This window comes from Staphylococcus agnetis (genome assembly GCF_011466855.1).
Classification (GTDB): Bacteria; Bacillota; Bacilli; order Staphylococcales; family Staphylococcaceae; genus Staphylococcus; species Staphylococcus agnetis.
In genome coordinates this window covers 2,113,002-2,137,036 of the sequence record NZ_CP045927.1, presented here as the reverse complement: position 1 = coordinate 2,137,036, position 24,035 = coordinate 2,113,002, and the positions used below count along the sequence as shown (strand labels likewise).

Genomic DNA, 24,035 nt, shown 5'->3' with positions numbered 1-24,035 from the left:
CATGACTTAGCATACTATCGTGATGACCACAGTGTTTTGGTTCTACTATAAAAGGTAGTGAAAAATGCAACGACGCATGTTGTACGCCTATATGAAAAAGAGAAAATGTACATCAAAGGACGTGGAATACTTGGAAAATCAACAAACGAATAGATGGATAACGTCTGGCGCCATTACTGTAGGGATTGAATTAGGTTCTACACAAATCAAAACTGTAGCGGTGGGGCCAAACTACCAACCACTCGCTTCAGGGGTTTATAAATGGGAAAATCAATACCGGGACGGCTATTGGACCTATGATTTAGATGATGTTTGGATTGGGATCCAAGAAAGTTACCGTTTAATGGCAGAACAAATTAAACAACAATATGGGCGTACATTAAGGAAAATAAATGCACTCGGTATTAGTGGCATGATGCACGGATACCTTGCTTTTAATGAAGCGGACGAATTGCTCGTGCCATTTCGCACGTGGCGTAATAATTATGCGAATTTTGCGAGCCGACTCTTAAGTTATCAATTTCAAGTCAATGTGCCAGAACGCTGGAGTATTGCGCTATTTGAACAAGCGATTATGAATAAAGAGCCGCATGCGCATCACGTCGCTAAGTTAATGACACTTGCGGGTTATGTGCATTGGCAGTTAACGGGCGAACATGTCAGTGGCATTGGAGATGCTTCAGGCATGTTTCCCATCGATACTGAAAAACAATATTATCGCGCAGATTTAATGGATCGGTATGATCGGTTGTTAGTTGAAGAAGGTTATGAACAAAAAATTGAAACGATGTTGCCGCATATTTTAAAAGCCGGTGACTGTGCCGGTACGCTCACGGAAGCGGGTGCTAAACGTATTGATCCTTCAGGTTGTTTAGAAGCAGGGATTCCATTATGCCCACCAGAAGGAGATGCTGCCACGGGTATGGTAGCTACAAATAGTATTCAACCACGAACAGGAAATGTCTCAGTCGGAACAAGTATTTTTTCAATGTTTGTATTAGATGCACCGATGTCTCGCCCTCATCCTGAAGTGGATATTGTTAGTACGCCTGATGGATATGATGTTGCGATGATTCATGCAAATAACGGGACATCAGATTTAGATGCGTGGATGCATTTGTTTGAAGAAGTATTAACAACGATGGGTGTATCTGTTGAATCGTCGACCTTATATGAACGTTTATTTGCGACATTATCTAAAGCTGATGCAAATGCAGGTGGTTTACTCAATTATAATTATGTTTCCAGTGAATTTATTACTGACGTGAAACAAGGAACACCGACATTTTTAAGACATCGCGACAGTCAGTTTAACTTGGCTAACTTTATGAAGAGTCATATTTATAGTAGTTTTGTAACGTTGAAAATGGGTGTAGCACGCTTAGCAGAAGCTGAAGATTTAGCATTCGATTGTATTACGGCGCATGGGGGGGTATTTCAATCCCCAACCGTCGCTTATGATTTAGCAGCGGCACTCGATGTACCTGTGCAAGTGCGTTCGACAGCACATAGAGGTGGTGCTTGGGGTATCGCATTACTTGCATCATATATGTCTGAAACGAATAAAACATCCTTAAGCCACTTTTTAGACTACAATGTATTCCGTAATACTAAAGTAGAAAAAGTTGAACCAACTGAAGCCCACATCAAGGCGTTTAACGATTACGCACTTCAATTCCAAAAGGGGTTAAGAGGTCAAAGAGAAGCATATAAGCTATTTGAGCAGTAATTCAATAAAATAAGTAATCCCTCACAGTGATGATTGTGAGGGATTTTGTTATATCAATACGTCGCCATAATGGTTTTCACCTACGAACGTTTGTGTATAACACCATATTGAATTAAAGTCTTGGATTTTAACTCTATATGAAACGCCACACATGTCAATGGATGTAACGTATGTGTTAAAGGAAGGGTAAGGCTTTACCACCAACCATTAGCAATTCTAAATTGAATCGCTTTATCAATAGAACCATAACGCTCTTTAGCATAGTTAATCATGCCTTTCGTTTGTGTTTCTACTGAACCAGTACCCCAAGCTTCTTTCGTTTGACCTAATCCTTGATAGCCAAGTTCATTGACCGCATTTGGATTCCCGCCTGATTCAGGCATTACGATGTTATCCCACATGGCTTTCGTGCCACCTGCTTGGATAAATGCTTTATAAACTTCATTAGTTGATTGTGTAGCAGCATGTGTCGATGCAACTTCAGATACAATACCTGCTGTACCTAAAGAGAGTGAAACAGTTGCTAATGAAGCGATAAGTACTTTTTTCATATTGATTGTCCTCCTAGAATGTTTTGATTCAAGTATCAAGCGTTCTGGAACTATACGCTCAATAAAAAAAGTTACGCGTCCTAGGTTAACAAATCTAAAACGGTCGTGGGTTACAAAGAGATAAAAATTTATTAGAATTTATGACAATTTTAAGACAAAATATTTCTGCGATATATCATAATACTTTAATATATATTTTATAGATTGAAAATTTAGGTGGGAGAAACAATGCATTTCATAAAATATGACTAGAAGAAATAAAAGAGGTGAAGGGGATGACAGAAAAAACAGAAACGAGATTGGCTTATCATCAACTGTTAATGGGGATGATTACATTATTTGTGGTCATTGCGTTAGGGCGTTTTGCATATACACCAATCATGCCTTATATGCAAGCGGCGACACACTTGGGAGATAAAGATGCCGGATTATTAGCAACGTTCAACTATTTAGGCTACTTAATTGGTGCCATTATTCCAATGTTTTGTCTGATACGTTCGAAAGTCTTTGATTTAAAGTTATATTTGTTACTTAACGTGATTACGATGTTTTTACTTGGTATCACAACAGAATTTTGGATGTGGAGTATTTTAAGGTTGTTAAATGGGATTGCAAGTGGTGTCGGCTTTGTATTGGCATCGAATGTCGCACTTGAGGCGTTACGACGTGCAGGTAAACATGCGATTTGTGGGTTGCTTTATAGTGCAGTAGGTGCAGGTATATTCACAAGTAGTATTTTTGTTTTCTTTTATACAGATACACATAATTGGGATATGACGTGGATGATTTTAGGAGGCGTGTCCTTTGCGCTCGCATGTATTGTTATGGTGATGTTAAAAGAACCACCGCGCATGACGCATACCGAGAACATAACGACGCACACACAACGCCGTAAATATCCACGTGCGTATTATATTACATATTATCTTGCCTATTTTAGTGAAGGGGCAGGGTATATCGTGACTGGAACGTTTCTGGTAGCGCTCATAAAAGCAATACCAGAACTTGAACCATATGCGCCATTAAGTTGGATGTTTGTCGGACTCGGTGCGATACCTTCTACAGTGATGTGGTCGATTATTGGTGAAAAAATAGGGAATGGTCGGGCAACTCAAATGTGTTTTGTCATTCAAGTAATTGCAGTATTAATGCCAATCCTCACAACAAATATGATTGCATTAATGATTAGTTCTATGCTATTTGGTAGTACGTTTTTAGGATTGACGACATTATTTATGTCGCAAGGTCAAAAAATTGCATATGAAATAGGGAATGGCCATGTTGTTTCATTAATGACATTTATTTATAGCTTTGGTCAAATGATGGGCCCATATGTAGCGGGGGTGATACTCGCTCATACAGTTGGCTATTCAACAGCGCTTATATTTGCGAGCATCATTTTGACGATGGGGCTCATTAGTCACATCATCAGTCAGAGGTATGTTCACCAATATCAATAAAATTCATAGCCCTCTTTATTTAGAAAGTTTATGCAAAAATTTTATATTTTGTGATTATTTTGTTTTAACTAGGGTACACAAGAGTTAGGTAAATCAAAATTTAAGGAGGCAGTACATATGAACAACGTATGGGGAACATTCAAGGGTGCTATTGAAACAATTGTCAATTTCATTCCGAACTTAATTAGTGCTATTTTACTTTTATTACTCGCATGGATTATTGCTGTAGTAGTAAAAAATATTATTGTTAAAGGTTTAAACGCATTAGGTGTAGATAAATGGCTAGAGCGTAAAGGGTTAGTGAATAACAATCATGCACATGATGGCCATAAAGGTAAACGTTCAGAATCAGAAGGTTTAATTCGTACACTTGGTAAATTAGCGTATTTCCTAGTATTCTTATTATTCTTGCCGCCGGTATTTGATGCTTTAGGTATGAAATCAGTATCAGAACCGATTAAAGGTATGATGAACAGCGTATTTGAATTCGCTCCAAAAATTATTGTTGCGATTGTCATTTTAGTATTAGGTTTATTCATTGCTAAAATGTTAGGTACATTAGTGAAAAACTTACTTGCAAGTTTAAATGTGAGTCGTTTTAACCACTATGTGAACTTTGGAAACAATTCTAGAGAAGGTATCGACATTCCTGAAGCTGCAGGTTGGGTTATTACAACATTAATTGGATTATTCTTCGTCGTTCAAGCTTTAACAACTGTAAATTTAGAAATCTTAAATGGTATTGGTAAAGCAATTATTGGCTACTTACCATTAGTGATTTCAGGTATTATCATTTTAGGTTTAGGTCTTATCGGTGGTAACATTTTAGCTAAACTTGTTCGCCGTGCAACAGGTCATACATTACTTGCGCAAGTCGTTAAATACTTATTAATCATTGTGGCTGTATTTATGACATTAGATCAATTAAACTTTGCGCAAAGCATTGTTAACGTTGCATTCTTATTAATCTTAGGTGCTGTTGCAGTTGCATTTGCTATCGCATTTGGTATTGGTGGGCGTGGCTTTGCTGAAAAGCAATTAAACAGCTTGTCAAACCGTATTGAAGAAGATAAACGTAATCCAGATTATGGTAACTATGATGATGGTTTATTTGGTTCAAAATCTAAACAAGCGAATCATGCACAAGGTAATCATCAAGACAATTATGATTACACAAATCACAATCACTCAGATTTTGACCAAACACATGTAGATCATTCACATAGTCATGATCAATTCGAACATAGCGAATTTGATGCAGATCAACGTGAAATTGAACGCCGTGAAGCGGAACAAAAATCAAATTACGTTAAAGATGAAGATATTGAAGAGCGTCGTGAACAACGCCGTGAACGTCGTCGTGACCCACGTGACCGTTACTAATTGAATCAAGTTAAAAAGCCTAGAAGCAGAGATTGCTTCTAGGCTTTTTTGTTTAAAGTCCATTAGATACCGTAATCATAGTGACTTGGTGATGTGCTTCTGTAAAATCGATGGTTGCCTGTTTGTACTGATAACGGTAGACCGTACCTTGTGCAGATTCAAATACTTTTGTAGGTTTGCCGTAGCTCATTTTTACTTTTTGAATAGAAGTTCCTTTTGAAACTGGAAACATGATACTGCTTGCGGTTTTGCCAGAGACTACAGCAATACCTTGATCATGGACTTTGACGTATTTAATATTCTTTTTACTAAAAGGTGCGGAAATTTTGTAGCCATTAAACGTTAAACCACGGTGCTGAACCGCATTTTTAAAATGACCATCAAGATAAAAGGCACCACCAAATGTTGTTTGTCCATGATATGCATACCAAGGGGATGTCGCAGCGTGTGCGACTGGTTGTTCAGGCGTTAATGCTTGAGTGCCAATAAGGGCGCCAGTCACAAGTGTACTTGCGAGTAAAACCTTTGACAATTTCTTCATAATAACACCTTCTTTTTGTATTACATTTCAATTACATTATTACATTTATATTACAAAAACTCAAGCAAAACCATTAATTTAAATTGTTAGCATTTTAAGTTTAGATTGAAGTGTATTTTCAAATGAATAAGAAATTGGAGTGAATTTCAAATAAGATATTTCGAATTTATGCGAGGACAGACACTTATTTTTTTCTGAATGAATAGGTTAAGATAAACACTTTAATTCAACTATGTTGAATAGGGATATATATCCTTTGCAGCGCGTATTATCATTAAAAAAATAGAATCCATAACAATGTTTCTAATACTTTGGAATAGGTATGATATTAGTGAGCGATACAAAGGCTCAATATTTCTTAGGGAGGTTTACTATTATGGCAGAATCTAATAATCAAAATGGTAATATGAGTTATGAGGAAGCAGGGCGTAAAGGTGGAGAAGCATCATCTACTTCAAGCAGTAACAACTCAGGTAATAATGCCAACAATAATAGTAGTAATTCAAGCGATAATAGTTCAAATAACAACTCTGGAAATAACAATTCAGGAAATAATAACTCAAACAACTCGAATAATTCTGGCAATAATAATTCGGGAATCAATAATTCTAATGCTTAAAAAACATCTAAATATAAACAGCCGACCATCTTACACTTGGCCGGCTGTTTTTTTAATTTAGCTATATTGAGTCGCTAAATTTTGATATTCATCTTGGCTTAACCCTTTATAAGGCGTTGCTTGTGCTGTTGATGATTGTGCATTCACTGTATGAATATCATAGTCGAGAGAAGAAGCGAGATCGTTGTATTCTTTCTGACTAAGTCCAGCTGCCTCGGAAGTACCGCTCGCAAATGACGCGACCCCTATAGCTAATACACCAACTGCAACACATTTACTTGTAAAATTCATACACTATCACCTTTCTTCTTTAGTATATAAATTATACTAACATATGATTGGATGAAGTTCAAAGATAGTGATGAATATAAATATTTTTATAGAAGAAATTATATATTTGAAATATATTTTATTTCACATGTGAAGTATTTTCCCGTATAATCGCTATTAGACTTCTACTGTACAAAGTTCTTTTGAAAAAATGTAAAAGTCATCACTATTCTCACATAACTTTTGAAGGGACTTTCTATATAATTGATTTAAGGGACAGGGATATGAAATCTCCCATTAAAGTGTAAATGCTTGAAATGATGCGGATAGCTAAAGTTTGGGCATGGCTAACTTTCCAAATAATAGTCATATCAATGAGGTGAAATTACAATTTTATGTCATTGAAGCAAGTGTCTGCGCATGCACGGCTTAACATTATTTTGTTGATGTTTTAATTGTTAAATTAATTACTAAATTCAACGATTTATGATTAATGATTTGTTTTTTGTATATACATATAAGACAACGACTTTTAAGAACGTCACAAAATAGTTTGTAAAATATGCAATATGCCAAAGTATTTATTTTAAAAAGTGGGGTGAAGTTTTGTGAAAAAAATTATTATTTCTATTTTACTGATTGCGGGTGTACTAATAACGAATATGCTGTATTTAACATTTTTCTCTAAATCAAGTAATGCGAATGATCATTATGGATCAATGACACAATTGATGAAAGCTACAAAAGAAGGTGTCGATTGGAAAATTTTTACTAAAGATGAGCACAACCCAACCGTAATCGTCGCGCCTCATGGAGGTGGTATCGAACCAGGTACTACTGAAATAGCTGGAAGTATAGCAAAAAAAGCAAATGCTGGGTATTATACGTTCCAAGGTATTAGACCTCAGAATAATTCTGAATTACACGTGACATCAATTAACTATGATGAACCTAAAGCACGTGAAATGATAGGTCAATCTGAACGTACAGTTACAATTCATAAAACAGGACGCGAGGGTGCGGATGTGTATATCGGCGGACGTGATACCGCGCTTAAACACAAAATCATGGATAGTCTTACACACAAAGGTTTTATCGTTAAGGAAGCAAACGGCAATATTGCAGGTGAAGGTATTAAAAATATTACTAACATGAACAAACGACAAGCAGGCGTGCAATTAGAAGTATCTAATTCAACGATTCATAATTTCTTTAAAAATGGGGATTCTAGTCGTGTATCACGTATATATGCGGCGAATTGGACGAATACGATGGAACGTTTCACAGATGGTGTCGCTGAAGCGTTAAAATCATAACCAATCTATATTGACAATTTTTACACAAAAGGCGAAGCGCTATGAAGCGTTTCGTCTTTTGTGATGTCATCAAAATTGCAAAATTCCTACAAAAATTCTACAGAAATTTCAGTTTCTTATCAAAAAGATGACGTTTTAAAAATATTATTAAATTGAATGATTTTGTGTGCATGAACGCTGATTTTATAGTATCGTTGCTATGTTGAAAATCGTACTTTAAAAGAAAGAGAAGGAGGTCGAGAAAGATTCGACATTTTCAACAACATTCAAAACGTTTCATACACATATTTTTGTTTAGTATTTTACTTACAACATTAGTATTTATCCCATTTTTCTACAATACTTTTGTCAATGGCATTGCATTTGCCGGAAAAGGGGATGGGTTTAGTCAATTAATGCCTTTTCAAAAATATTTGTATGAACACTATACAGAATTTAAAAGTTTTTATGATACAGATTTCGGCTTAGGTGGCGATTATACGAAAGGGCTATCATACTATTATGCAACAAGCCCACTGATGATTATCTATTTCTTTATTATTCGCATCTTAGACATGATATTTCATTTGCCAACACATGATATGACGTTTTGGGCCAAAAATCAGGTCATTATTTCATATATTCGTGTATTATTAACAACCATCGTGAGTTACTATTGTTTTCGTTATTTACAGCCTGAGCGTCGTCTATTTGCAATTTTAGCGACTATCATGTATGCCGTATCTGTCGTAACGATATATTTTAATTTTACATGGTCATTTTATGGCGAAGTGTTAATTTTATTGCCATTGTCAATATGGGCAATGGAACGTTTTTTCAGAGCACGTAAAATAGGCTTATTCATCATCGCTATTGCATTAACATTGTTTGCGAATTTCTATTTTGCGTACTATGAAATGATTATTTTAGGGTTTTATTTTCTGTACCGTGTCATTGCACCACATGCTAATGATGTGGTGTCACGTGTTCAAAAACTATGGATGTTGGCGATTGCTGCCTTTATAAGTTTGTTAATCAGTCTTCCAGGATTTTTTACAGGTGTATCCGCGGTTATGGAAAATAATAGAGAAATTAACCCGCATCTTAATTTGACGTTATTTATAGATTTTACAGAAAAATATCATATTTTCTCTAATGGCTTTTACATTACGATTTCAACACTGACATTTATCGCACTATTTGCGGTGAATCTATACAAATACTATTATTATCGTTTATTTGCGATTTTAACGTGGATCTTACTAGTAGGTTCACTTACACCATATTTTGATAGTTTTTTTAATGGTTTTTCATTACCATCACGACGTTGGATTTATATTTTATGTTTATCTTCTAGTGTACTTATCGCATTATTTATACGCTATTTTTCAGAAGTACATCTTAAACAATTCATGATAACGGCCATACCGACTGTAATCGTGATGGCGCTAATGTATACACAATACGATGCCACAATGAACTGGATGTGGGTGACATTATTAATCTTCATCGTGATGGGTGTTATATTATGGCAACGTCAATGGCTTGCTCATCCAGCAATGTATTTCGTATGGATTGGACTCATATTCATTCAACAAGTGATGATGATTGTCGATTATCATCAATCTCATATGACAATTTATGAACGTCCTATCGCGTCAATGACTGAAGATAAATATCACAGTGATGCTCTTCAGAAAGAATTTGACCAGATTCAACAAAAAGGAAATCCATTTTCTCGTATAGAATATTTATCATTTTCAGCACTGAATTCGCCATTTATATATGGCTACAATGGCTTGTCCATGTATTCAAGTTTGTTTAATGGTGATGTGCTACATTATTATGATAAAACGATGCAAATTGCCCAGCCCATTGATAAAAACAGTACGCATCGTTTATTAGGCAATCGTGCTAATTTAATGGCGTTATGGGATGCTAAAGATCGCTTTAAGAACCCTAAAGATGATACGATGCCTTATGGTTTTAAAACTGAAAAAGTTATTGATGGTAAAGACAATAAGTACCAATATTCGAAAGATACCATCCAATATCCAAGTACGCACATAACGAATAAAGTATACGACCCTAAAGATTTAAAATCTCCAATTGATCGTGAACACGCAATGTTACAAGGTGTTGTCTTCAATGATGGTACGAAAGCAAATAGTGATATTCAAAAAAGTACTAATTATGCGAGCCTTGTAGAATCAGACACCAAAGACGCAGATTTCAAAGATGGCAAACGTCTTTTAAAAGTTAAAAAAGACGACGGTGGTCTAGAGCTTAAAGTTCCTAAAACGGTGGCGGAAGATAATCGAGATTTATATGTTGAAATGGATTTAGAAATGGTAAAACCTAAAGATAAAGCGCATCAAGTTGAACTGAATGAATATAAACAAAGTCGCAGTTCTTTAAATTATACGTATCGACGCGGTGTAACACCAATAACTTTTCGCGTTAAAGCCGATGATACGTTACGTTTAAAACTTTCTAAAGGCACATACCGATATCATTTAAAAGGTGTGTACGGTGAAAACTATGAAACACTAAAATCAGCTACGAAAGATGTACAAAAAGTAAATGTGAAAGAAACGAAAAATGGTTATACATTTACTAAAAATAAATCTGATTCAGGTTATCTTGTTGTACCAACACCTTATGTTGATGGATTTGAAGCAACAGCCGATGGTAAAGCGGTCGATGTGAAGAAAGGGAATGGAATGCAGACAATCATTCCTGTTAAAAAAGGTGAGCAACACATCGAACTGACTTATACACCACCGCATCGCACGTTACTTCTGATTACAATGATCATCGGAATCATTGCAGGTGTGATGTATACAGCCTTTATTGGCGGACGTTTGAAAAAGAAATAACATAAAAAAGGAGTGTGACGCCATAGCGCGTACACTCCTTTTTTATTGCTCAAGAAAAGTAAAAAGTAAGGTGGGATAGAACGGTGTAATATTAGATTTAATATCACCTGCGTCCAATGTCTCATATACACGTCAATATTGAATACGTTACAAAACTGTGAAAGCGATTTCTATAGCAAGTTCTAATTATTTTTTTATGCTATAATATTGTTAAAAAAGAGGTGTGACAACTATGAAAAACACAAATGATTCACGTCTACGTCGTATCGCTGATATTGTAGGTATGTTATCGAGTTTACTGTTATTATTACTTATCATTATTAACTTTTACGTTCATATAACACCTGAAAGATGGGAAATTGGATTCCGTTTTTCAAGTGTGTCATCCGTCTTTGCGATTATACTTGTTGTAACAATAATTGTATGTACAAGTATTTCTTTTATCACAAAGTCGAAGAGAGATCCTCTTCATCGTAAATAACATATGAAAAAGGCGACACTCGATTGAGCGTCGCCTTTAATAATTTTTATCTGACTTCAACATCATGGCCCGTTTCAACTTTTTTATCTTTATTGAAGTAGGCTGCACCTTGTACACTACCATAGTTAGGATTATCTGAGCTGTTGTGCGGTTTGTAACCTAATTTTTTAAACTCTTTAATGTTGTCATCATCCATACCATTTTCATAATAAATGCTGTCACCATCGTTATAGAAACGTGGTTTTTCAATGATTTGTTGTAGTGATCCTTTATCACGTAAATATTGTGACATTGTTTGTTGTAACAATGTTGGTACTTTGTTCCCACCAGGTGTACCTGTACCGAAGTGATAGTTTTCACCGACAACAATCATAGGTGAGATGTAAGAACGTGGTGTTTTGTTAGGACCACCTTTGTTGTCACTTGATGGTGTTTTAGAGAAGCGATCAAGTGCATTATTCAAGAAGAAACCTTGATCAGTGTATTGCCCATTGCCAAAGAAGTTATTCAATGTATTTGTCGAACTCATCATCTTGCCATCTTTGTCAATCACAACAAAGTGTGAACCCGCTGTATTTGCCTCACCTTGTAAATCAAATTTGTTTTTAACATCTTTATATTCTTCTGCATGGTTTGAAAGGTAAGCATCATTAAGTTTTTGCTTATTAATAGGTTTTTCATCATTTACGATATAACGGTTTTTATAGTTTATGTTACGCGCTTTTACGGTTCCATCAATATAGGATTGTGGTGTATCTTCTCCCAATTCACCGTTAATCATTTGATCAATTTTCAATGATTGTAATGTGAAAATACCGCCAGTAGGGTTCGGTGATGTATAGACTTGGTTGCCTAAATATTCTGTAGAGATTGGTTTTTTCTCTTTTGTTTTAAAGTCTTTGAAGTCTTGGGCGTCTAAGTTGCCATGCGTTTGTTCAGCGATTTTAGGACCAAGGTCCTTATAAAAACCGTCTGCGCCATTATCGCGAATATGTTTTAACGTATTTGCTAAATTAGGTTGTTTAACAACGTCACCGGCTTTAACAACTTTACCATCTTTAACAAATGGAGATTTTTTATCAACGATTGCACTGTATTTTAATAACATTTTTTCTAAGTCTGTATTGACTTGGAAACCATCTTCAGCGAGTGGAATGACATAATTTAAAATTTCTTTCTCACTCATTTTACCTTCTTTTGCGTGCATATGAGACATACCACTTACAAAACCAGGAACGCCAATTTTGTCACCATTTTTATATTGATGTGATGAAACTGCGTTATAATCATAAACTTTTGGTTGTTCACCTTTTTTACCAGAATAGGAGAGAGTAGTTCCTTCACCACCAAGGCCAGCAGCAAATGGCTCTGTGACAGCTAACGTGTATGCAACACCATATGCAGCATCGGCAGAGTTACCACCGTCTTTAATAATTTTATTACCAACTTGTCGTGCGATTTCATTATTTGTAGAAACACCGTATGATTTTTTCGCATTATCATTAGATGCTTGTGATGCGAGTTTATTTTCATATAATTGGTCTTTGTCGACTTGTTCATCACGGTTAAGGTAGTAGAACCCAACCGAAGCGATGATCATTATAACTAAAATAACGCCGAGTAATTTTTTATTGTAAATACTCATGGGATTGACCTCCGTCTAAGGCAACCTGTTGGTTATTTTGTGACGTGTGCGCTGTTTGGTTTGATGTGTCATTTTTTAAAGATGCGTGTAATGCGCTTTTTTTATTTTCAGTTTGGTTAGATTTTGGTTGTTGTAAAGAAACGTGTTTTTCTTGTTTTAAATCATGTTTTTCGTATTTATCTAAAGTGTCATTTGCATTACTGTTGATGATTAAGAAGAATATCCCGCAAATGAGTAACACGATAACACCATAAAGAATATAGTTTTTAGTTCTCATATGTGTAACCTCCATTGGCTTCTTTTAATTTAACAGATGGACTAGAGATACGATTATAGAATTTTTGTTTTTCAATCGCGTTCATATTGTCTTTAGTCACTTGGTCACCTGTTGTACGAATTGGTGTGATTTGGAATTTGCTCTTATCGCCATTAAGTGTGTGTTGCACTGCGATACCTTTTTTGTTTTCTGATAAGAATTTATCTGAAGTTACGTTACCTAAGCTGTAAAAAATGCTTGAACCTTTATATTTTTCAATTTCTTGAACAACGGTATTGTGACCAACAACCACATCGGCACCAGCATCTACAAGTGCACGACCGTATTGTTTTTGACGATTCGTCACGTTAGGTTCATCTGGAATACCCCAGTCAACATTTACCACTACGACATCATTGTCTTTTTTAAGTTTTTGAACGAGTGGCATAAATATCTTTGGTTCAAGTGCGATAGATGTCGTTGCTTTACGAGGGTCCATATATTTAGAACTTACGTCTGTAAATGATACACTTGCGACTTTTTTACCATTAACGGTTTTCTTAGTGATTTTACTGTTTAAAGGGTTTGAGCCGTTACCTGTTGTAAAGTTGTAGCCGTGTTTCGCGTCTGCTTGTCTCGTAATTTGTTTGATTTGTTCAAGATCCACAGAGTTGTTTGTTAAATTGATAGTGCTAAATCCTAAATGGTTTAAGAAACCAATGTTTTTTAAGTTTTTGTCAATGTTACGTTGAGGGTCTTTCGCAAAGTTGTTGACGTTAACACTTGCTAAAGCATAATCGCTATCTTTAATGATGTCAGATACTGAACTGAACATATTTTTTAAATCATTTTGACGAATGTTTTCATTTAAAGTGATATTGCCTAAATATGTCATATGGAGACCTTTATCTTCTTTACCGAAAACTTTCACGTCTTCAGTTTTTGTAGTCAACATGAAAAACACGAGTAGGCCAATCGCAACCACTGTAACCACAAGCATCAAAAGTGAATTATGCTTTTTTTGATTTTTCGAATTGCGCAGTATCCGTTCTTCTAAATTTAATTTATTCTTTTTCGACATAATCTAGCTCCCTTTTACTTAATAAAGCTATAAGCAAATAGAATGATATATGTGATACCTGTTAATAACATACAAGATGCTAATGTAGTGATTGTACCTTGTTTTTGAATCGTATTTGCAATGATACCAGGAATGACAATACCGATACCTGAAAGTTGTACAATTTCAAAAGGTGTCAATGGATAGATAAGGTCAAATAGGAATTTGAGTATCATACCCGTTAAAATCATTGCAGCGAATTTACGGCGTCCGTATAAAATTGCGACGCGACTTACGCCGTGTACGACGATAAAATAAGTCAGACAGCTAATCACTAAAATAGACAATAACATGATTGGCTGATCAAATATGAGTGCCAAGTAACCAGGTACTACGAGTCCAGCAGGTGTAATACCAAATTTTTCGGCAAAGATTAAGCTTAATACAATACCTACGAATAGCGAGAAATATAACTCTGAACCTATCAAAATTAATCCAACCCTTCCATTAAATTGATGACTTGTTTACCACTACCGTGAATATTTCCGACAGTGAAGATTAACGCTTCATGACATTCTTCAAAAATTGCTTGTTCGATTTCACTAAATGGACGACCTTCAAAGTTTAAATATTTTTTATCTGGACGTTCATTTTTCATAGCTTCAGTAACAGCTTGTGTACTCTTACCAACACAAATTAACGTGTCATATTCCACATTAGTAATGAAGTTTTCAGCGAACAATTTCGTTCTATCTAATCTGTCTGCACGACAGTTAAGAATGATAACAATCTTTTTGAATGGATATTTATAATCTATAACTTTTTGTAAAATTGCTTTTGTTGATTTCGGTTCATTTGCGGCAAACGCGTTGACGAAGACATTTTGTGTATTGTTTTTATTAAAGTATTTAACGCGAACGGCACCACTATCAGGCGGCGCATTTAACATACCATCAATCATTCTGTCTTCTTTAATACCTACTGCTTTGGCAACACCTATGGCAATTGCGACGTTGTCAGGGAAGACGATGTAGTCAAAGCGACGTAATAACGCTTCATCGATGTCATCTTTATCAACAACAATTGTTTCTGTATTACGTTGATCTGCAACTTTCTTAAAAAAGTCTGTGTATTCATCTTTCATTACAACAAGTTTTCCATTATAAGGAATTGTTGCTGTAAAAGATTCCGCCACATCGTCTAATGTTGGACCTAACGTTTCCATATGGTCTTCCATTACGTTTACGATGACCCCTATATTGGCTTTTAATAGTTGTTTCTGGAAAATAATTTGATAGTCAGGGTTAACAGCCATACATTCATTGACGATGGCTTCAGCGCCTTCCTTATTCACTATTTTCAAAATATCCCTTTGTTCCCCAATATTTGGACCTTGAGGTTTACGTACAACCGGAAACTCTTCATCTGTATACCAGTACAGCATACGTGCATCTGTTCCTGTTGTTTTACCAATAACCTTCATTTGGTCTTCTCTTAAAATTCCGTAAATCAATCGAGTAATCGTTGACTTACCACGTATCCCGTTGATGTTAATACGAACAGGGATACTATTGATGCGTTTGTTATGGACATAGATTTCTCTCATGGCCAAAACTAAAATCAAAGCAGTAAAGAAAATTACCAAAAACAATTTTTTCACCTCGTTTAATTTTGTCACTCCGCTATGCTATCACAAATATGAAAACAAAATATGATATTTACATTTATTTAAGTTTGTTTATATTTATCACACAAATAGTTTTAATTTCGATTATTACGCTAAATATATTTTTTATAAAAAAGCACCCGTCATAGCGGCGCTTTAACTCGTTACAGTCCCATAGTCATGCATAGTTAGAAAGATGAAGGATTTTTGATGTAGACAAATTGAAATTCATATGTATATTTGTAAAAATACACACATCATGAAAATGGATTCTATTCGAGCTATAATGGCTATGCCAATCATTTATTTAAAGTGATAAGTATTAGTTATCATATTGCGCAATCTTGATTATTTTTTGTATACTTTGTAACTAAAATAGCGCGAAGTTACAGTGACGTGCGCAAGTAGATGATGGTTGTAAAATACTGATATGACAGTATTTTTAAGGTGTTATCATTATTTAATTGCCCAAACACCGATATGATTTTGTGAAATTTATTATTTAATTTGAATTTAAATAAAAAGATGAAATAAGTAGTGATTAAGGAGGTTGTGGGGGAGGATTAAATTTTTGTTAGGAAGGGCTAAAGCAGCGTTACGCGCCGTCATGACGGAGTTTAAAATGTACAAGTATAAAAATATACTGATTGTTACGAGAACGGCGTCATTGTAACAATCAGTAAAAATTTGTAATGCTATTGAGATTGAGACGCAACGACAGGGTAATGGTCAGAATAATCTTGATAATGATATGTCTTACCCCATGATGTCACTGACCATTCAGGAGACTTAATATTGAGTGCTTGATTCGTCCAATTTTGAGGTTGCGCGTGATCTTTCTCAACGAGTAGATAATCTAAATATTGAGGTTTTAAATCTGGATAATTGTACTTCGCTATGCTGTTTGTTTCAGTATTCCATGTAGACGTGTGTCCTGAAAACTGAGGCTCAGAAACATTCATTTCTGCCAACATGTCGTTATATTCATTAGAACCTTTTTTCACATTCATATCGCCACCGATAACAATCATTTCATCTTTTGGGATATGTTTTTGTTGAATGAATTGATGTATTTCTGCCATTTGACTCGCACGAACAGTTGCATCTTTCGTATAGGTGCTTTCACTATTATCCGCTTGAAGATGCGTACCTATGATATGGTAAGGATGCCCATTTTTATTCACTTTAATGTATACAAAGCCTTTCTTAGCCATTGCATCTGAACCGCGACCCTGAGCGAAAATATGTTGTTCTTGATGCATGATTGGATAACGACTTAAAATTGCCACACCACCATTTGTAATTTTAGCGTTATGAATGTAGCCATGTGCGTCATCCCATTCAGAACTTGATTCGCCTAAAATAGGTGATTGGTAAGGGTATGTATGTTGTAAGTTTGCCTTTAATTTCGCTGAGGCTTTCTCATCAAACAATTCATTTAAAATTACTACATCGTTGTGTTGCATATAAGGTGCTTGCGCAATAAGGTCAGCGCGGTTCATCTGTCCCCAATTAGGATATAAGGCACGGGGCATGAAATAGACATTGTGCGTTGTAATTTTAAGATTGTGCTGTTCTGTTTCAGCTTGAGCAATAGAAAATGGAATTGAAATAAGCAAACAAACTACCATTAAGCAACGAAAAAACAACTTCATCGTTTAACACTCCTTAATATATAATGTACGACTCAAAACACCATATCAAAGGAGTTTGAAGCTATTGTTAAATTAACCGAAAATATAAAAAACTTTAAAATTAGCTTAAGAAAATTATTGAAATTAAAAATCTATGGTATGATGTAACTAGTCAAACATGGATCATTACCATCCATAAAAGCCCTACATCTGTGCTGGTGTAGGGCTTTTTCTTTGTATAAAGTTGTATAGTTAATATGAAGAGATGGGGATTGTTGTATGCATAAAATCACCAAAAATGTCTTGTAAGAAGAAAATTTATTTATAGAAGCGAGTAAATCTATAAATGGGATTATTAAAGATGGTTATTTTGATTCATTCTATATCCATATTAAAAGACGCCTCATTACTTTTTCGGTATAATAAAAACATTATAAAGAAAAGGTGAGGTGAATGAGATGCAATTGATATTTGATCCTAGCATCAATATATTCTATCGCTTGTTTTTAGGGTCGTTCTTTGTAATCAACCTAGTGTTAGCATTTTTCATTATATTTATGGAAAGAGATCGACGTGAAGCTACATCTACATGGGCATGGTTATTATTATTATTTGTTGTACCTGTGTTAGGCTTTTTACTCTATTTATTCTTTGGACGTGCAGTTAAGTTGAAAAGTAGTAAAAAAGAAACATCAGGAGAAGTTGAAGATGCACGTGCACGTGTACACCAACAAAAGGAACAATTTGAAAATGAAACGTTTCAAACGCGTAACCCTGTAGTTGAAAAGCAAGCGGACCTCGTTCAAATGATGCTTACACGTGATGCATCGTTTTTAAGTGAAAATAATCATGTTCATATCTATACAGATGGTCATGCATTATTTGAGAGAATGAAAAAAGATTTACGTGAAGCAAAGCATTACATTCACATGGAATTTTATATTATTAATTTAGATGGCTTAGGTACTGAAATTCTTGAAATTTTAAAAGAAAAAGCGCGTGAAGGTCTTGAAGTCAAATTGTTATATGATGCAGTGGGATCCAAACAATTGCGTAAAGGTAAAATGAAAGGACTTTATGAAGCGGGCGTATCTATAGAAGCTTTCTTTCACGCAAAAATTATCCCCTTTATCAATTTTCGAGTGAACAATCGAAATCACCGAAAAAATCTCATTATTGATGGTGATATTGGGTATGTAGGTGGTTTTAATATTGGTGACGAATATTTAGGATTAGACGATAAGTTAGGCTACTGGAGAGACACGCATTTGCGCATTCAAGGTGATGGTGTTGATGCTTTACAGCTTAGCTTTATACATGACTGGAATTCACAAGTTGATGAAGATAGACAATTGGATTATGATCAACGATATTTTCCTAAAAATGCACGTAAAGATGGTCATGTTGCCATGCAATTAGGGTTAAGTGGTCCGAATAATGACTGGCATCAATTGGAGTTTGCCTATTTGAAAATGATTATGAACGCGAAAAAATCGATATACATTCATACGCCATATTTTGTACCTGAAATCGGCTTTGTCAATGCGTTAAGAATTGCGGCTAAGTCAGGTGTGGATGTACATCTTATCGTACCAAATAAACCAGACCAACCATTTGTACATTGGGCAACGTTGACGACGGTGGCACAACTGATGTACGAGGGTGTGAATGTTTATACGTATGAAAAAGGATTTATCCATTCGAAAATGATGGTTATTGATGGAGAAGTGGCATCCGTAGGTTCTGCGAATATGGATCAGCGTAGTTTTCAATTGAATTTTGAGGTGAATGCATTGATTTATAATAAAGCGATTGCACAAAAACTCATCCATGCCTTTGAACGTGATGTTGAAGATTCGAAAAAACTGACACCAGAGCGTTATGAATCACGTTCTAATTGGGTGAAATTCAAACAATCTATCGCTAAACTCGTATCACCTATTTTATAAATTAAAAGCAAAAAGCGCTGAAATGAATCAGTGCTTTTTCTTTTTCGAACATGAGCAATGAGATAGGAATACTTGTGTATAATAGTGAAAATATAGATGTTTTTTATATTATTAATAAAAATTTTTAAATGTCGCTTTCATGACACTTTAGCGTGGGAATACATATGAATAAAGGGGGCAGCTTATGGATATACTTGATGAAAATAAAAATTACCGTATTCGCTTTGAAGATGCTATTTATATTGATAAAAATAATGAAACTAAAGCTTACGAAACTTTGCATAACGTAGGAGAATCAATAGATAAATGTTTTGTCGTTTTAAACTATATTAAAATTTTAGCTGGTAAAGCTGAACAGTTTGAGTCGGAATGTTTGAGTAAAGATTCAGGCATGGAAGGTTTAGAAGGGTTCAATTCCTATTACTTTCTAAAACCCATTGATGAGGCAGACCATTATGTGATTATTACATTATGGAAAGATGCCCATTTCTTTAATACATGGATTGAATCAGATAAATTTAAAACTGCATTTAATGAAATTGTAGAATGTGATATCGTCAATCGTCGCTTAACATATCGCATTTCATTTTACGATCATTTATTTAAGCGAAATCATCATGTCTAAAAGGTTTATGACAATCTAAATTGATTCGAAATCTTGTATAATTATGAATGATAACACCATAAAATTTAATTAAGTGTAATGTAACGAGAGAATTGACGACACATGGAACATACTATAAAACTGTAAATCGCATACACATTCGCTAGGTTTTTGTTCGACAATGATACGTGTATAAAAACCACCACAATTTGATGTGGTGGTTTTTAACTATTTGTATCTATTATTTATTATCATTGCTTTGTGTGATTGTTGGTAAATAAATTTTAAAATGTGCACCTTTATTTGATGGCACGAGTGTTAATTCACCCTGATGGAAGTCGACAGCATCGCGAATAATTGATAAGCCGAGGCCGTGTTCTCCTTTTTCTTTTTTAGATGTATACGATTTTTTTATGAGATCATCAAGTTTATAACTTGGTAATCCTTTGCCATTGTCTTGATAGTCAATAAACAAATCTCTTGCATCTATATCAAATGAAATCGTGATATCTGGGTTGATAGCATTATGATCTAAACTATTATTGATTAAGTTAAATAACATGCGTTCAAAATAGAGCTTATTGCCATAAAATGTAGTTTCTGGTGGAAAGTTAAAATCTATTTTGATTTTTTCAAATCCAATAGTAGATTTTACGCGTTCAACAGTACTTTGTATTTCAAAGGCTTCACGATGATATTCCATTTGTTCAGTTTCATATTTGAATTGTGCGCTTAAGTTATCAATGACTTCTCGAATATAGTCTGCTTTTTCAGATATCAATTTGAGATGTTGTTGATCTGCATCAGTTGCGCCACGCACGAGTTTAGAAAATCCATAAATCGATGTGAGTGGAGATTTTAAATCATGCGAAATTTGAGATATCCATTTCGTTTTATAATATTGAATTTGATCATGATAAAAGCGGTCTTTTACAAGTTGTTTATTCAATGTGAATATTGCATCGTCAAGTTCTTGATAAATCCTGCGTGTACGTTCACGATTATGAACACGTGCATCAGGTTGATGCAGGCGACCGACACTTAAATTTTTAATCCAACGGGAATAGAAAAAGAGTGGCCGCGAAATACGACGTGAGATCATCCATGAAAAGATTAAGATGGATACAATATTGGCAATAATAATCACTAACCAACTTAAATAAATCGTATTTGTATGTTCTTGAACGATAGTTGTATCAAAACGGTCAATCCCACTGTTTTCATAAAACGTTAAATTCCCATTTGAAATATTAAATTCATAAGGATTTAAGCCGTTCGTACGCATACTTTCAAGCAACATGTGAACATCGATGTTTTTGACATTTTTAATATCTGGATTTTCGCCTTTAGGATAAATATAGATAAAATAATAATGTTCAGCGCCGTATTTATAGCGGATTGAATGCGATTGATAGGCATTTTTTATTAAACGGGATTTGATGTTCCCTTTCACATTATGTGGGTAAACAATAGTGCCGTTCAATTTAGTCACATAGACGTCTGCTTTACTTTGTTTGGCGAGCTCTAAAACAGGCATTGGTACTTCTACTTCTTTAGGTGAGTAGGGGGGATAAAGCTCCAAGTCAAACTCTGTTAAATTGTTGATATGTGACGGTTTGCTTGCCAAATACGTGAAAAGTATAAATCCTACGAGTGTCAATAATGTCGTGACAAAAAAGTACAACGACATGTATTTCGCAAATTTAATAATAAAGCGCTTATTCATTCAATTGACCTCGGTAAATGTATCCTTTACCACGGGCAGTCTGAATCAGTTCAGGTGTGTTTGGTGTTAATTCTACTTTTTTACGCAACGTACGAATATGTACCATTAACGTATTGTCGTCGACACCTGTTTCATAACCCCAAACTTGAGCATATAATTGTTCTTTACTTAAGATACGGTTTGGGTTACTAATAAAGTATTCTAATAAGTCGTATTCACGCGCTGTTAAATTCGCTGGCTCGTCTTGAATCCACACTTCAGCTGTACGAAAGTTCACTTTAAGATGTTTGAACTGATACATATAATCGCGTTTTGGTTTCAAATGTATTTTTACGCGATAAGCAAGTTCCATCGGGTCGAATGGTTTTTTAATATAATCGACAGCACCTTCTTCAAAACCTCGGTATACGTCATAGCTTGTATCTTTAGCTGTTACGATTAACACTTTTGTTTGTGTTTGATCGACTTCGTTTAATAATTCATAACCACTTTCAGAGTTTAAGTTTAAATCTAACAAAATCACATCGTAAGTATGCGACTGAAGATACTTCAGGGCTTCATTAAACGTACTCGCACAATCAGCCTCACCAATGTGTTGAGAGGTGAGTGACAAATGGATCAATGCTTGTATATCTAGGTCGTCTTCAATAATTAAAATTTTGTTGCTCATGTTTGCACCTCTTTTTTTCTCTTTATCACTCATTTAAGCATATTTCTTACTAATAAGGTAGCTTTAAATCTATTAATAATCTAATCTTTTGAACAAAATGTCAAGGAAGTGTTGGTTTTTATGTTTATTTAAAAATATTTTTTATGCTTTCGCTTTAACTTACAAAGAAGAAAGTGTATCCTTTTATTATTATAATATAGTAATGGTGATTTTATGAAAATTAATCGAAATATTAAAAATGCAGGCCCATATTTGGGAATTGTTTTGCTTTTACACATACTCGGCTTTGGCGGTTTGTTTTTTAGTGGTTGGCAACACCCTATTTTAATCGGAATGGGGTTTATAGCTTACACTTTAGGATTACGTCATGCATTTGATGCAGATCATATTGCTGCCATTGACAATACAGTACGTAAATTATTGGAACAAAAGGAAAGTCCGACAGGCGTAGGCTTTTATTTTTCTTTAGGACATTCCTCAGTCGTATTTTTAATGGCTGTGTTGCTAGGGGTTGCAGTGAATTGGGCAAAAGATCACATCGCTACGTTCCAAGATACAGGTGGGTTAATAGGTACGCTAGTGTCGGGTTTCTTCCTTATTATTATTGGGGTTATTAATTTAATTATTTTAATTCAGTTGATTCAATTATTTAAAAAGGTGCGCGCGGAACATATCACATCTGTTCAATTAAATGCGCTTTTAAATTCCAGAGGGTTTATGATTCACCTTGTAAAACCTTTCTTTAAATTTATATCTAAAAGTTGGCATGTTTATCCATTAGGATTTTTATTTGGATTAGGATTTGATACAGCGAGTGAGGTATCTTTCTTAGCGTTGTCGGCAGGTGCTGCGCAACGAACTTTGCCGTTAATCGGTATCATTGCGTTACCGATATTGTTTGCGGCTGGTATGAGCTTATTAGATACTTTAGATGGTATTGTGATGACTGAGGCTTACCATTGGGCTTTTGAAACACCAGTGCGTAAAATATACTACAACATAACTATCACTTCAATTTCTGTCATTGCCGCGTTGATAATTGGTGTATTAGAAATTTTACAGCTGATTGGCGAAAAACAACATTGGACGACAGGCATAGGAGGATGGATTACTCAACTTGATGTAGGATGGTTGGGTTATGGTTTGGTCATTGTTTTCATTTTGGCATGGCTTGTATCAGTAACAATATGGAAAGTTTTCAAAATAGAAAACACACCCAATTAATTGATAGTAAATATGCTATAAATGTTTATTATTAATATATTTTAAAGCGGATGCGTAGTGTGACGACAGATGATATACTTTTAACGTCGCCTATCTCTCAGGCGTCAATCTGACGTAGAGAGGAGGTGCGTTCTATGTTAGATATCCTTGTCCACATCACGACCACGATCATCAGTGGTTGTATTGTTACGCTTTTTGCGCATTGGCTACGCACGCGTGGCAATAAGCATAAATAGGCGACATGGGCCAACACCAAAAAATCCCCTCACTATGGCAGTAGTGAGGGGATTGGTGCTTCTACATTAGTATCCTTGTTAATGAAATTATAACATGAGTTGTAAGGGTAATGCAAAATGACTTGATTAAGTTAATTACAATGCGCCATTACAATGT

General features: G+C 35.0%; 22 protein-coding genes. 11 read left to right on the top strand and 11 right to left on the bottom strand.

Annotated features, from left to right (window positions below):
* Positions 1 to 130 precede the first annotated feature (130 nt).
* Entirely contained in the window at positions 131 to 1,729 is a 1,599-nt protein-coding gene (locus tag GJE18_RS10810; protein WP_060552515.1) for a xylulokinase, read from the top strand.
* A gap of 194 nt (positions 1,730 to 1,923) precedes the next feature.
* Here the strand turns inward: GJE18_RS10810 and GJE18_RS10805 are convergent, their stop codons facing one another.
* Complete coding sequence (locus tag GJE18_RS10805; protein WP_060551903.1) at positions 1,924 to 2,280, bottom strand: aggregation-promoting factor C-terminal-like domain-containing protein; 357 nt, start codon at positions 2,278 to 2,280, stop codon at positions 1,924 to 1,926.
* 275 nt (positions 2,281 to 2,555) lie between these two features.
* On the opposite strand from GJE18_RS10805, the gene GJE18_RS10800 reads away from it, so the two are divergent.
* Together GJE18_RS10800 and GJE18_RS10795 are read left to right on the top strand one after the other, a co-directional pair.
* Positions 2,556 to 3,740 carry a YbfB/YjiJ family MFS transporter gene (locus GJE18_RS10800; RefSeq protein ID WP_060551902.1) on the top strand — a complete coding sequence of 395 codons (1,185 nt, stop codon included), beginning with the start codon at positions 2,556 to 2,558 and terminating at the stop codon, positions 3,738 to 3,740.
* A gap of 117 nt (positions 3,741 to 3,857) precedes the next feature.
* Positions 3,858 to 5,123, top strand: coding sequence for a mechanosensitive ion channel (locus tag GJE18_RS10795; RefSeq protein WP_105995338.1), 1,266 nt, complete (start codon positions 3,858 to 3,860; stop codon positions 5,121 to 5,123).
* A 52-nt stretch (positions 5,124 to 5,175) separates the two neighbouring features.
* Here GJE18_RS10795 and isaB read toward each other — a convergent pair whose 3' ends face one another.
* A complete protein-coding gene (isaB, locus tag GJE18_RS10790) occupies positions 5,176 to 5,664 on the bottom strand; it encodes an immunodominant staphylococcal antigen IsaB family protein (protein ID WP_103346404.1) in 489 nt (162 codons plus the stop codon).
* 376 nt (positions 5,665 to 6,040) lie between these two features.
* Between isaB and GJE18_RS10785 the strand changes: the two genes are divergently transcribed.
* Entirely contained in the window at positions 6,041 to 6,283 is a 243-nt protein-coding gene (locus tag GJE18_RS10785) for a hypothetical protein (protein WP_179142027.1), read from the top strand.
* Between the two features lie 57 nt (positions 6,284 to 6,340).
* Here the strand turns inward: GJE18_RS10785 and GJE18_RS10780 are convergent, their stop codons facing one another.
* On the bottom strand, positions 6,341 to 6,574 hold the full coding sequence (locus tag GJE18_RS10780; protein WP_060551899.1) for a hypothetical protein: 234 nt from the start codon (positions 6,572 to 6,574) through the stop codon (positions 6,341 to 6,343).
* A gap of 587 nt (positions 6,575 to 7,161) precedes the next feature.
* On the opposite strand from GJE18_RS10780, the gene GJE18_RS10775 reads away from it, so the two are divergent.
* The 3 genes from GJE18_RS10775 (at position 7,162) to GJE18_RS10765 (ending at position 11,208) form a co-directional block, all read left to right on the top strand.
* On the top strand, positions 7,162 to 7,869 hold the full coding sequence (locus GJE18_RS10775) for a poly-gamma-glutamate hydrolase family protein (RefSeq protein ID WP_037565790.1): 708 nt from the start codon (positions 7,162 to 7,164) through the stop codon (positions 7,867 to 7,869).
* A gap of 290 nt (positions 7,870 to 8,159) precedes the next feature.
* On the top strand, positions 8,160 to 10,727 hold the full coding sequence (locus tag GJE18_RS10770) for a YfhO family protein (RefSeq protein WP_240928876.1): 2,568 nt from the start codon (positions 8,160 to 8,162) through the stop codon (positions 10,725 to 10,727).
* 232 nt (positions 10,728 to 10,959) lie between these two features.
* Positions 10,960 to 11,208, top strand: a complete 249-nt coding sequence (locus tag GJE18_RS10765) for a hypothetical protein (RefSeq protein ID WP_060551897.1) — start codon at positions 10,960 to 10,962, stop codon at positions 11,206 to 11,208.
* Positions 11,209 to 11,254: 46 nt separating this feature from the next.
* Here GJE18_RS10765 and GJE18_RS10760 read toward each other — a convergent pair whose 3' ends face one another.
* The 6 genes from GJE18_RS10760 to sph form a co-directional block, all read right to left on the bottom strand.
* Entirely contained in the window at positions 11,255 to 12,853 is a 1,599-nt protein-coding gene (locus GJE18_RS10760) for a gamma-glutamyltransferase (RefSeq protein WP_107368625.1), read from the bottom strand.
* Positions 12,837 to 13,130 carry a hypothetical protein gene (locus GJE18_RS10755; RefSeq protein WP_037565794.1) on the bottom strand — a complete coding sequence of 98 codons (294 nt, stop codon included), beginning with the start codon at positions 13,128 to 13,130 and terminating at the stop codon, positions 12,837 to 12,839. The genes GJE18_RS10760 and GJE18_RS10755 overlap by 17 nt, the downstream gene beginning before the upstream one ends.
* On the bottom strand, positions 13,120 to 14,190 hold the full coding sequence (locus tag GJE18_RS10750) for a CapA family protein (protein WP_107368624.1): 1,071 nt from the start codon (positions 14,188 to 14,190) through the stop codon (positions 13,120 to 13,122). The genes GJE18_RS10755 and GJE18_RS10750 overlap by 11 nt, the downstream gene beginning before the upstream one ends.
* A 14-nt stretch (positions 14,191 to 14,204) precedes the next feature.
* The gene (gene pgsC / locus GJE18_RS10745; RefSeq protein WP_037565797.1) at positions 14,205 to 14,657 is read right to left on the bottom strand and encodes a poly-gamma-glutamate biosynthesis protein PgsC; all 453 of its coding nucleotides are present in this window, start codon (positions 14,655 to 14,657) and stop codon (positions 14,205 to 14,207) included.
* Between the two features lie 2 nt (positions 14,658 to 14,659).
* The gene (pgsB, locus tag GJE18_RS10740; protein WP_060551893.1) at positions 14,660 to 15,820 is read right to left on the bottom strand and encodes a poly-gamma-glutamate synthase PgsB; all 1,161 of its coding nucleotides are present in this window, start codon (positions 15,818 to 15,820) and stop codon (positions 14,660 to 14,662) included.
* 710 nt (positions 15,821 to 16,530) lie between these two features.
* The gene (gene sph, locus GJE18_RS10735; RefSeq protein WP_060551892.1) at positions 16,531 to 17,490 is read right to left on the bottom strand and encodes a sphingomyelin phosphodiesterase; all 960 of its coding nucleotides are present in this window, start codon (positions 17,488 to 17,490) and stop codon (positions 16,531 to 16,533) included.
* 437 nt (positions 17,491 to 17,927) lie between these two features.
* Between sph and cls the strand changes: the two genes are divergently transcribed.
* Positions 17,928 to 19,418: a cardiolipin synthase gene (gene cls, locus GJE18_RS10730; protein WP_060551891.1), complete on the top strand. Its 1,491-nt coding sequence runs from the start codon at positions 17,928 to 17,930 to the stop codon at positions 19,416 to 19,418.
* A 184-nt stretch (positions 19,419 to 19,602) separates the two neighbouring features.
* Complete coding sequence (locus GJE18_RS10725; RefSeq protein ID WP_060551890.1) at positions 19,603 to 20,043, top strand: antibiotic biosynthesis monooxygenase family protein; 441 nt, start codon at positions 19,603 to 19,605, stop codon at positions 20,041 to 20,043.
* 220 nt (positions 20,044 to 20,263) lie between these two features.
* Here the strand turns inward: GJE18_RS10725 and GJE18_RS10720 are convergent, their stop codons facing one another.
* Positions 20,264 to 21,748, bottom strand: coding sequence for a sensor histidine kinase (locus GJE18_RS10720; protein WP_060551889.1), 1,485 nt, complete (start codon positions 21,746 to 21,748; stop codon positions 20,264 to 20,266).
* The gene (locus GJE18_RS10715; protein ID WP_037565806.1) at positions 21,741 to 22,418 is read right to left on the bottom strand and encodes a response regulator transcription factor; all 678 of its coding nucleotides are present in this window, start codon (positions 22,416 to 22,418) and stop codon (positions 21,741 to 21,743) included. The genes GJE18_RS10720 and GJE18_RS10715 overlap by 8 nt, the downstream gene beginning before the upstream one ends.
* Positions 22,419 to 22,631: 213 nt before the next feature.
* Between GJE18_RS10715 and GJE18_RS10710 the strand changes: the two genes are divergently transcribed.
* Complete coding sequence (locus GJE18_RS10710; protein ID WP_060551888.1) at positions 22,632 to 23,642, top strand: HoxN/HupN/NixA family nickel/cobalt transporter; 1,011 nt, start codon at positions 22,632 to 22,634, stop codon at positions 23,640 to 23,642.
* 134 nt (positions 23,643 to 23,776) lie between these two features.
* Positions 23,777 to 23,878 carry a type I toxin-antitoxin system Fst family toxin gene (locus GJE18_RS10705; protein ID WP_107365594.1) on the top strand — a complete coding sequence of 34 codons (102 nt, stop codon included), beginning with the start codon at positions 23,777 to 23,779 and terminating at the stop codon, positions 23,876 to 23,878.
* Positions 23,879 to 24,035 lie beyond the last annotated feature (157 nt).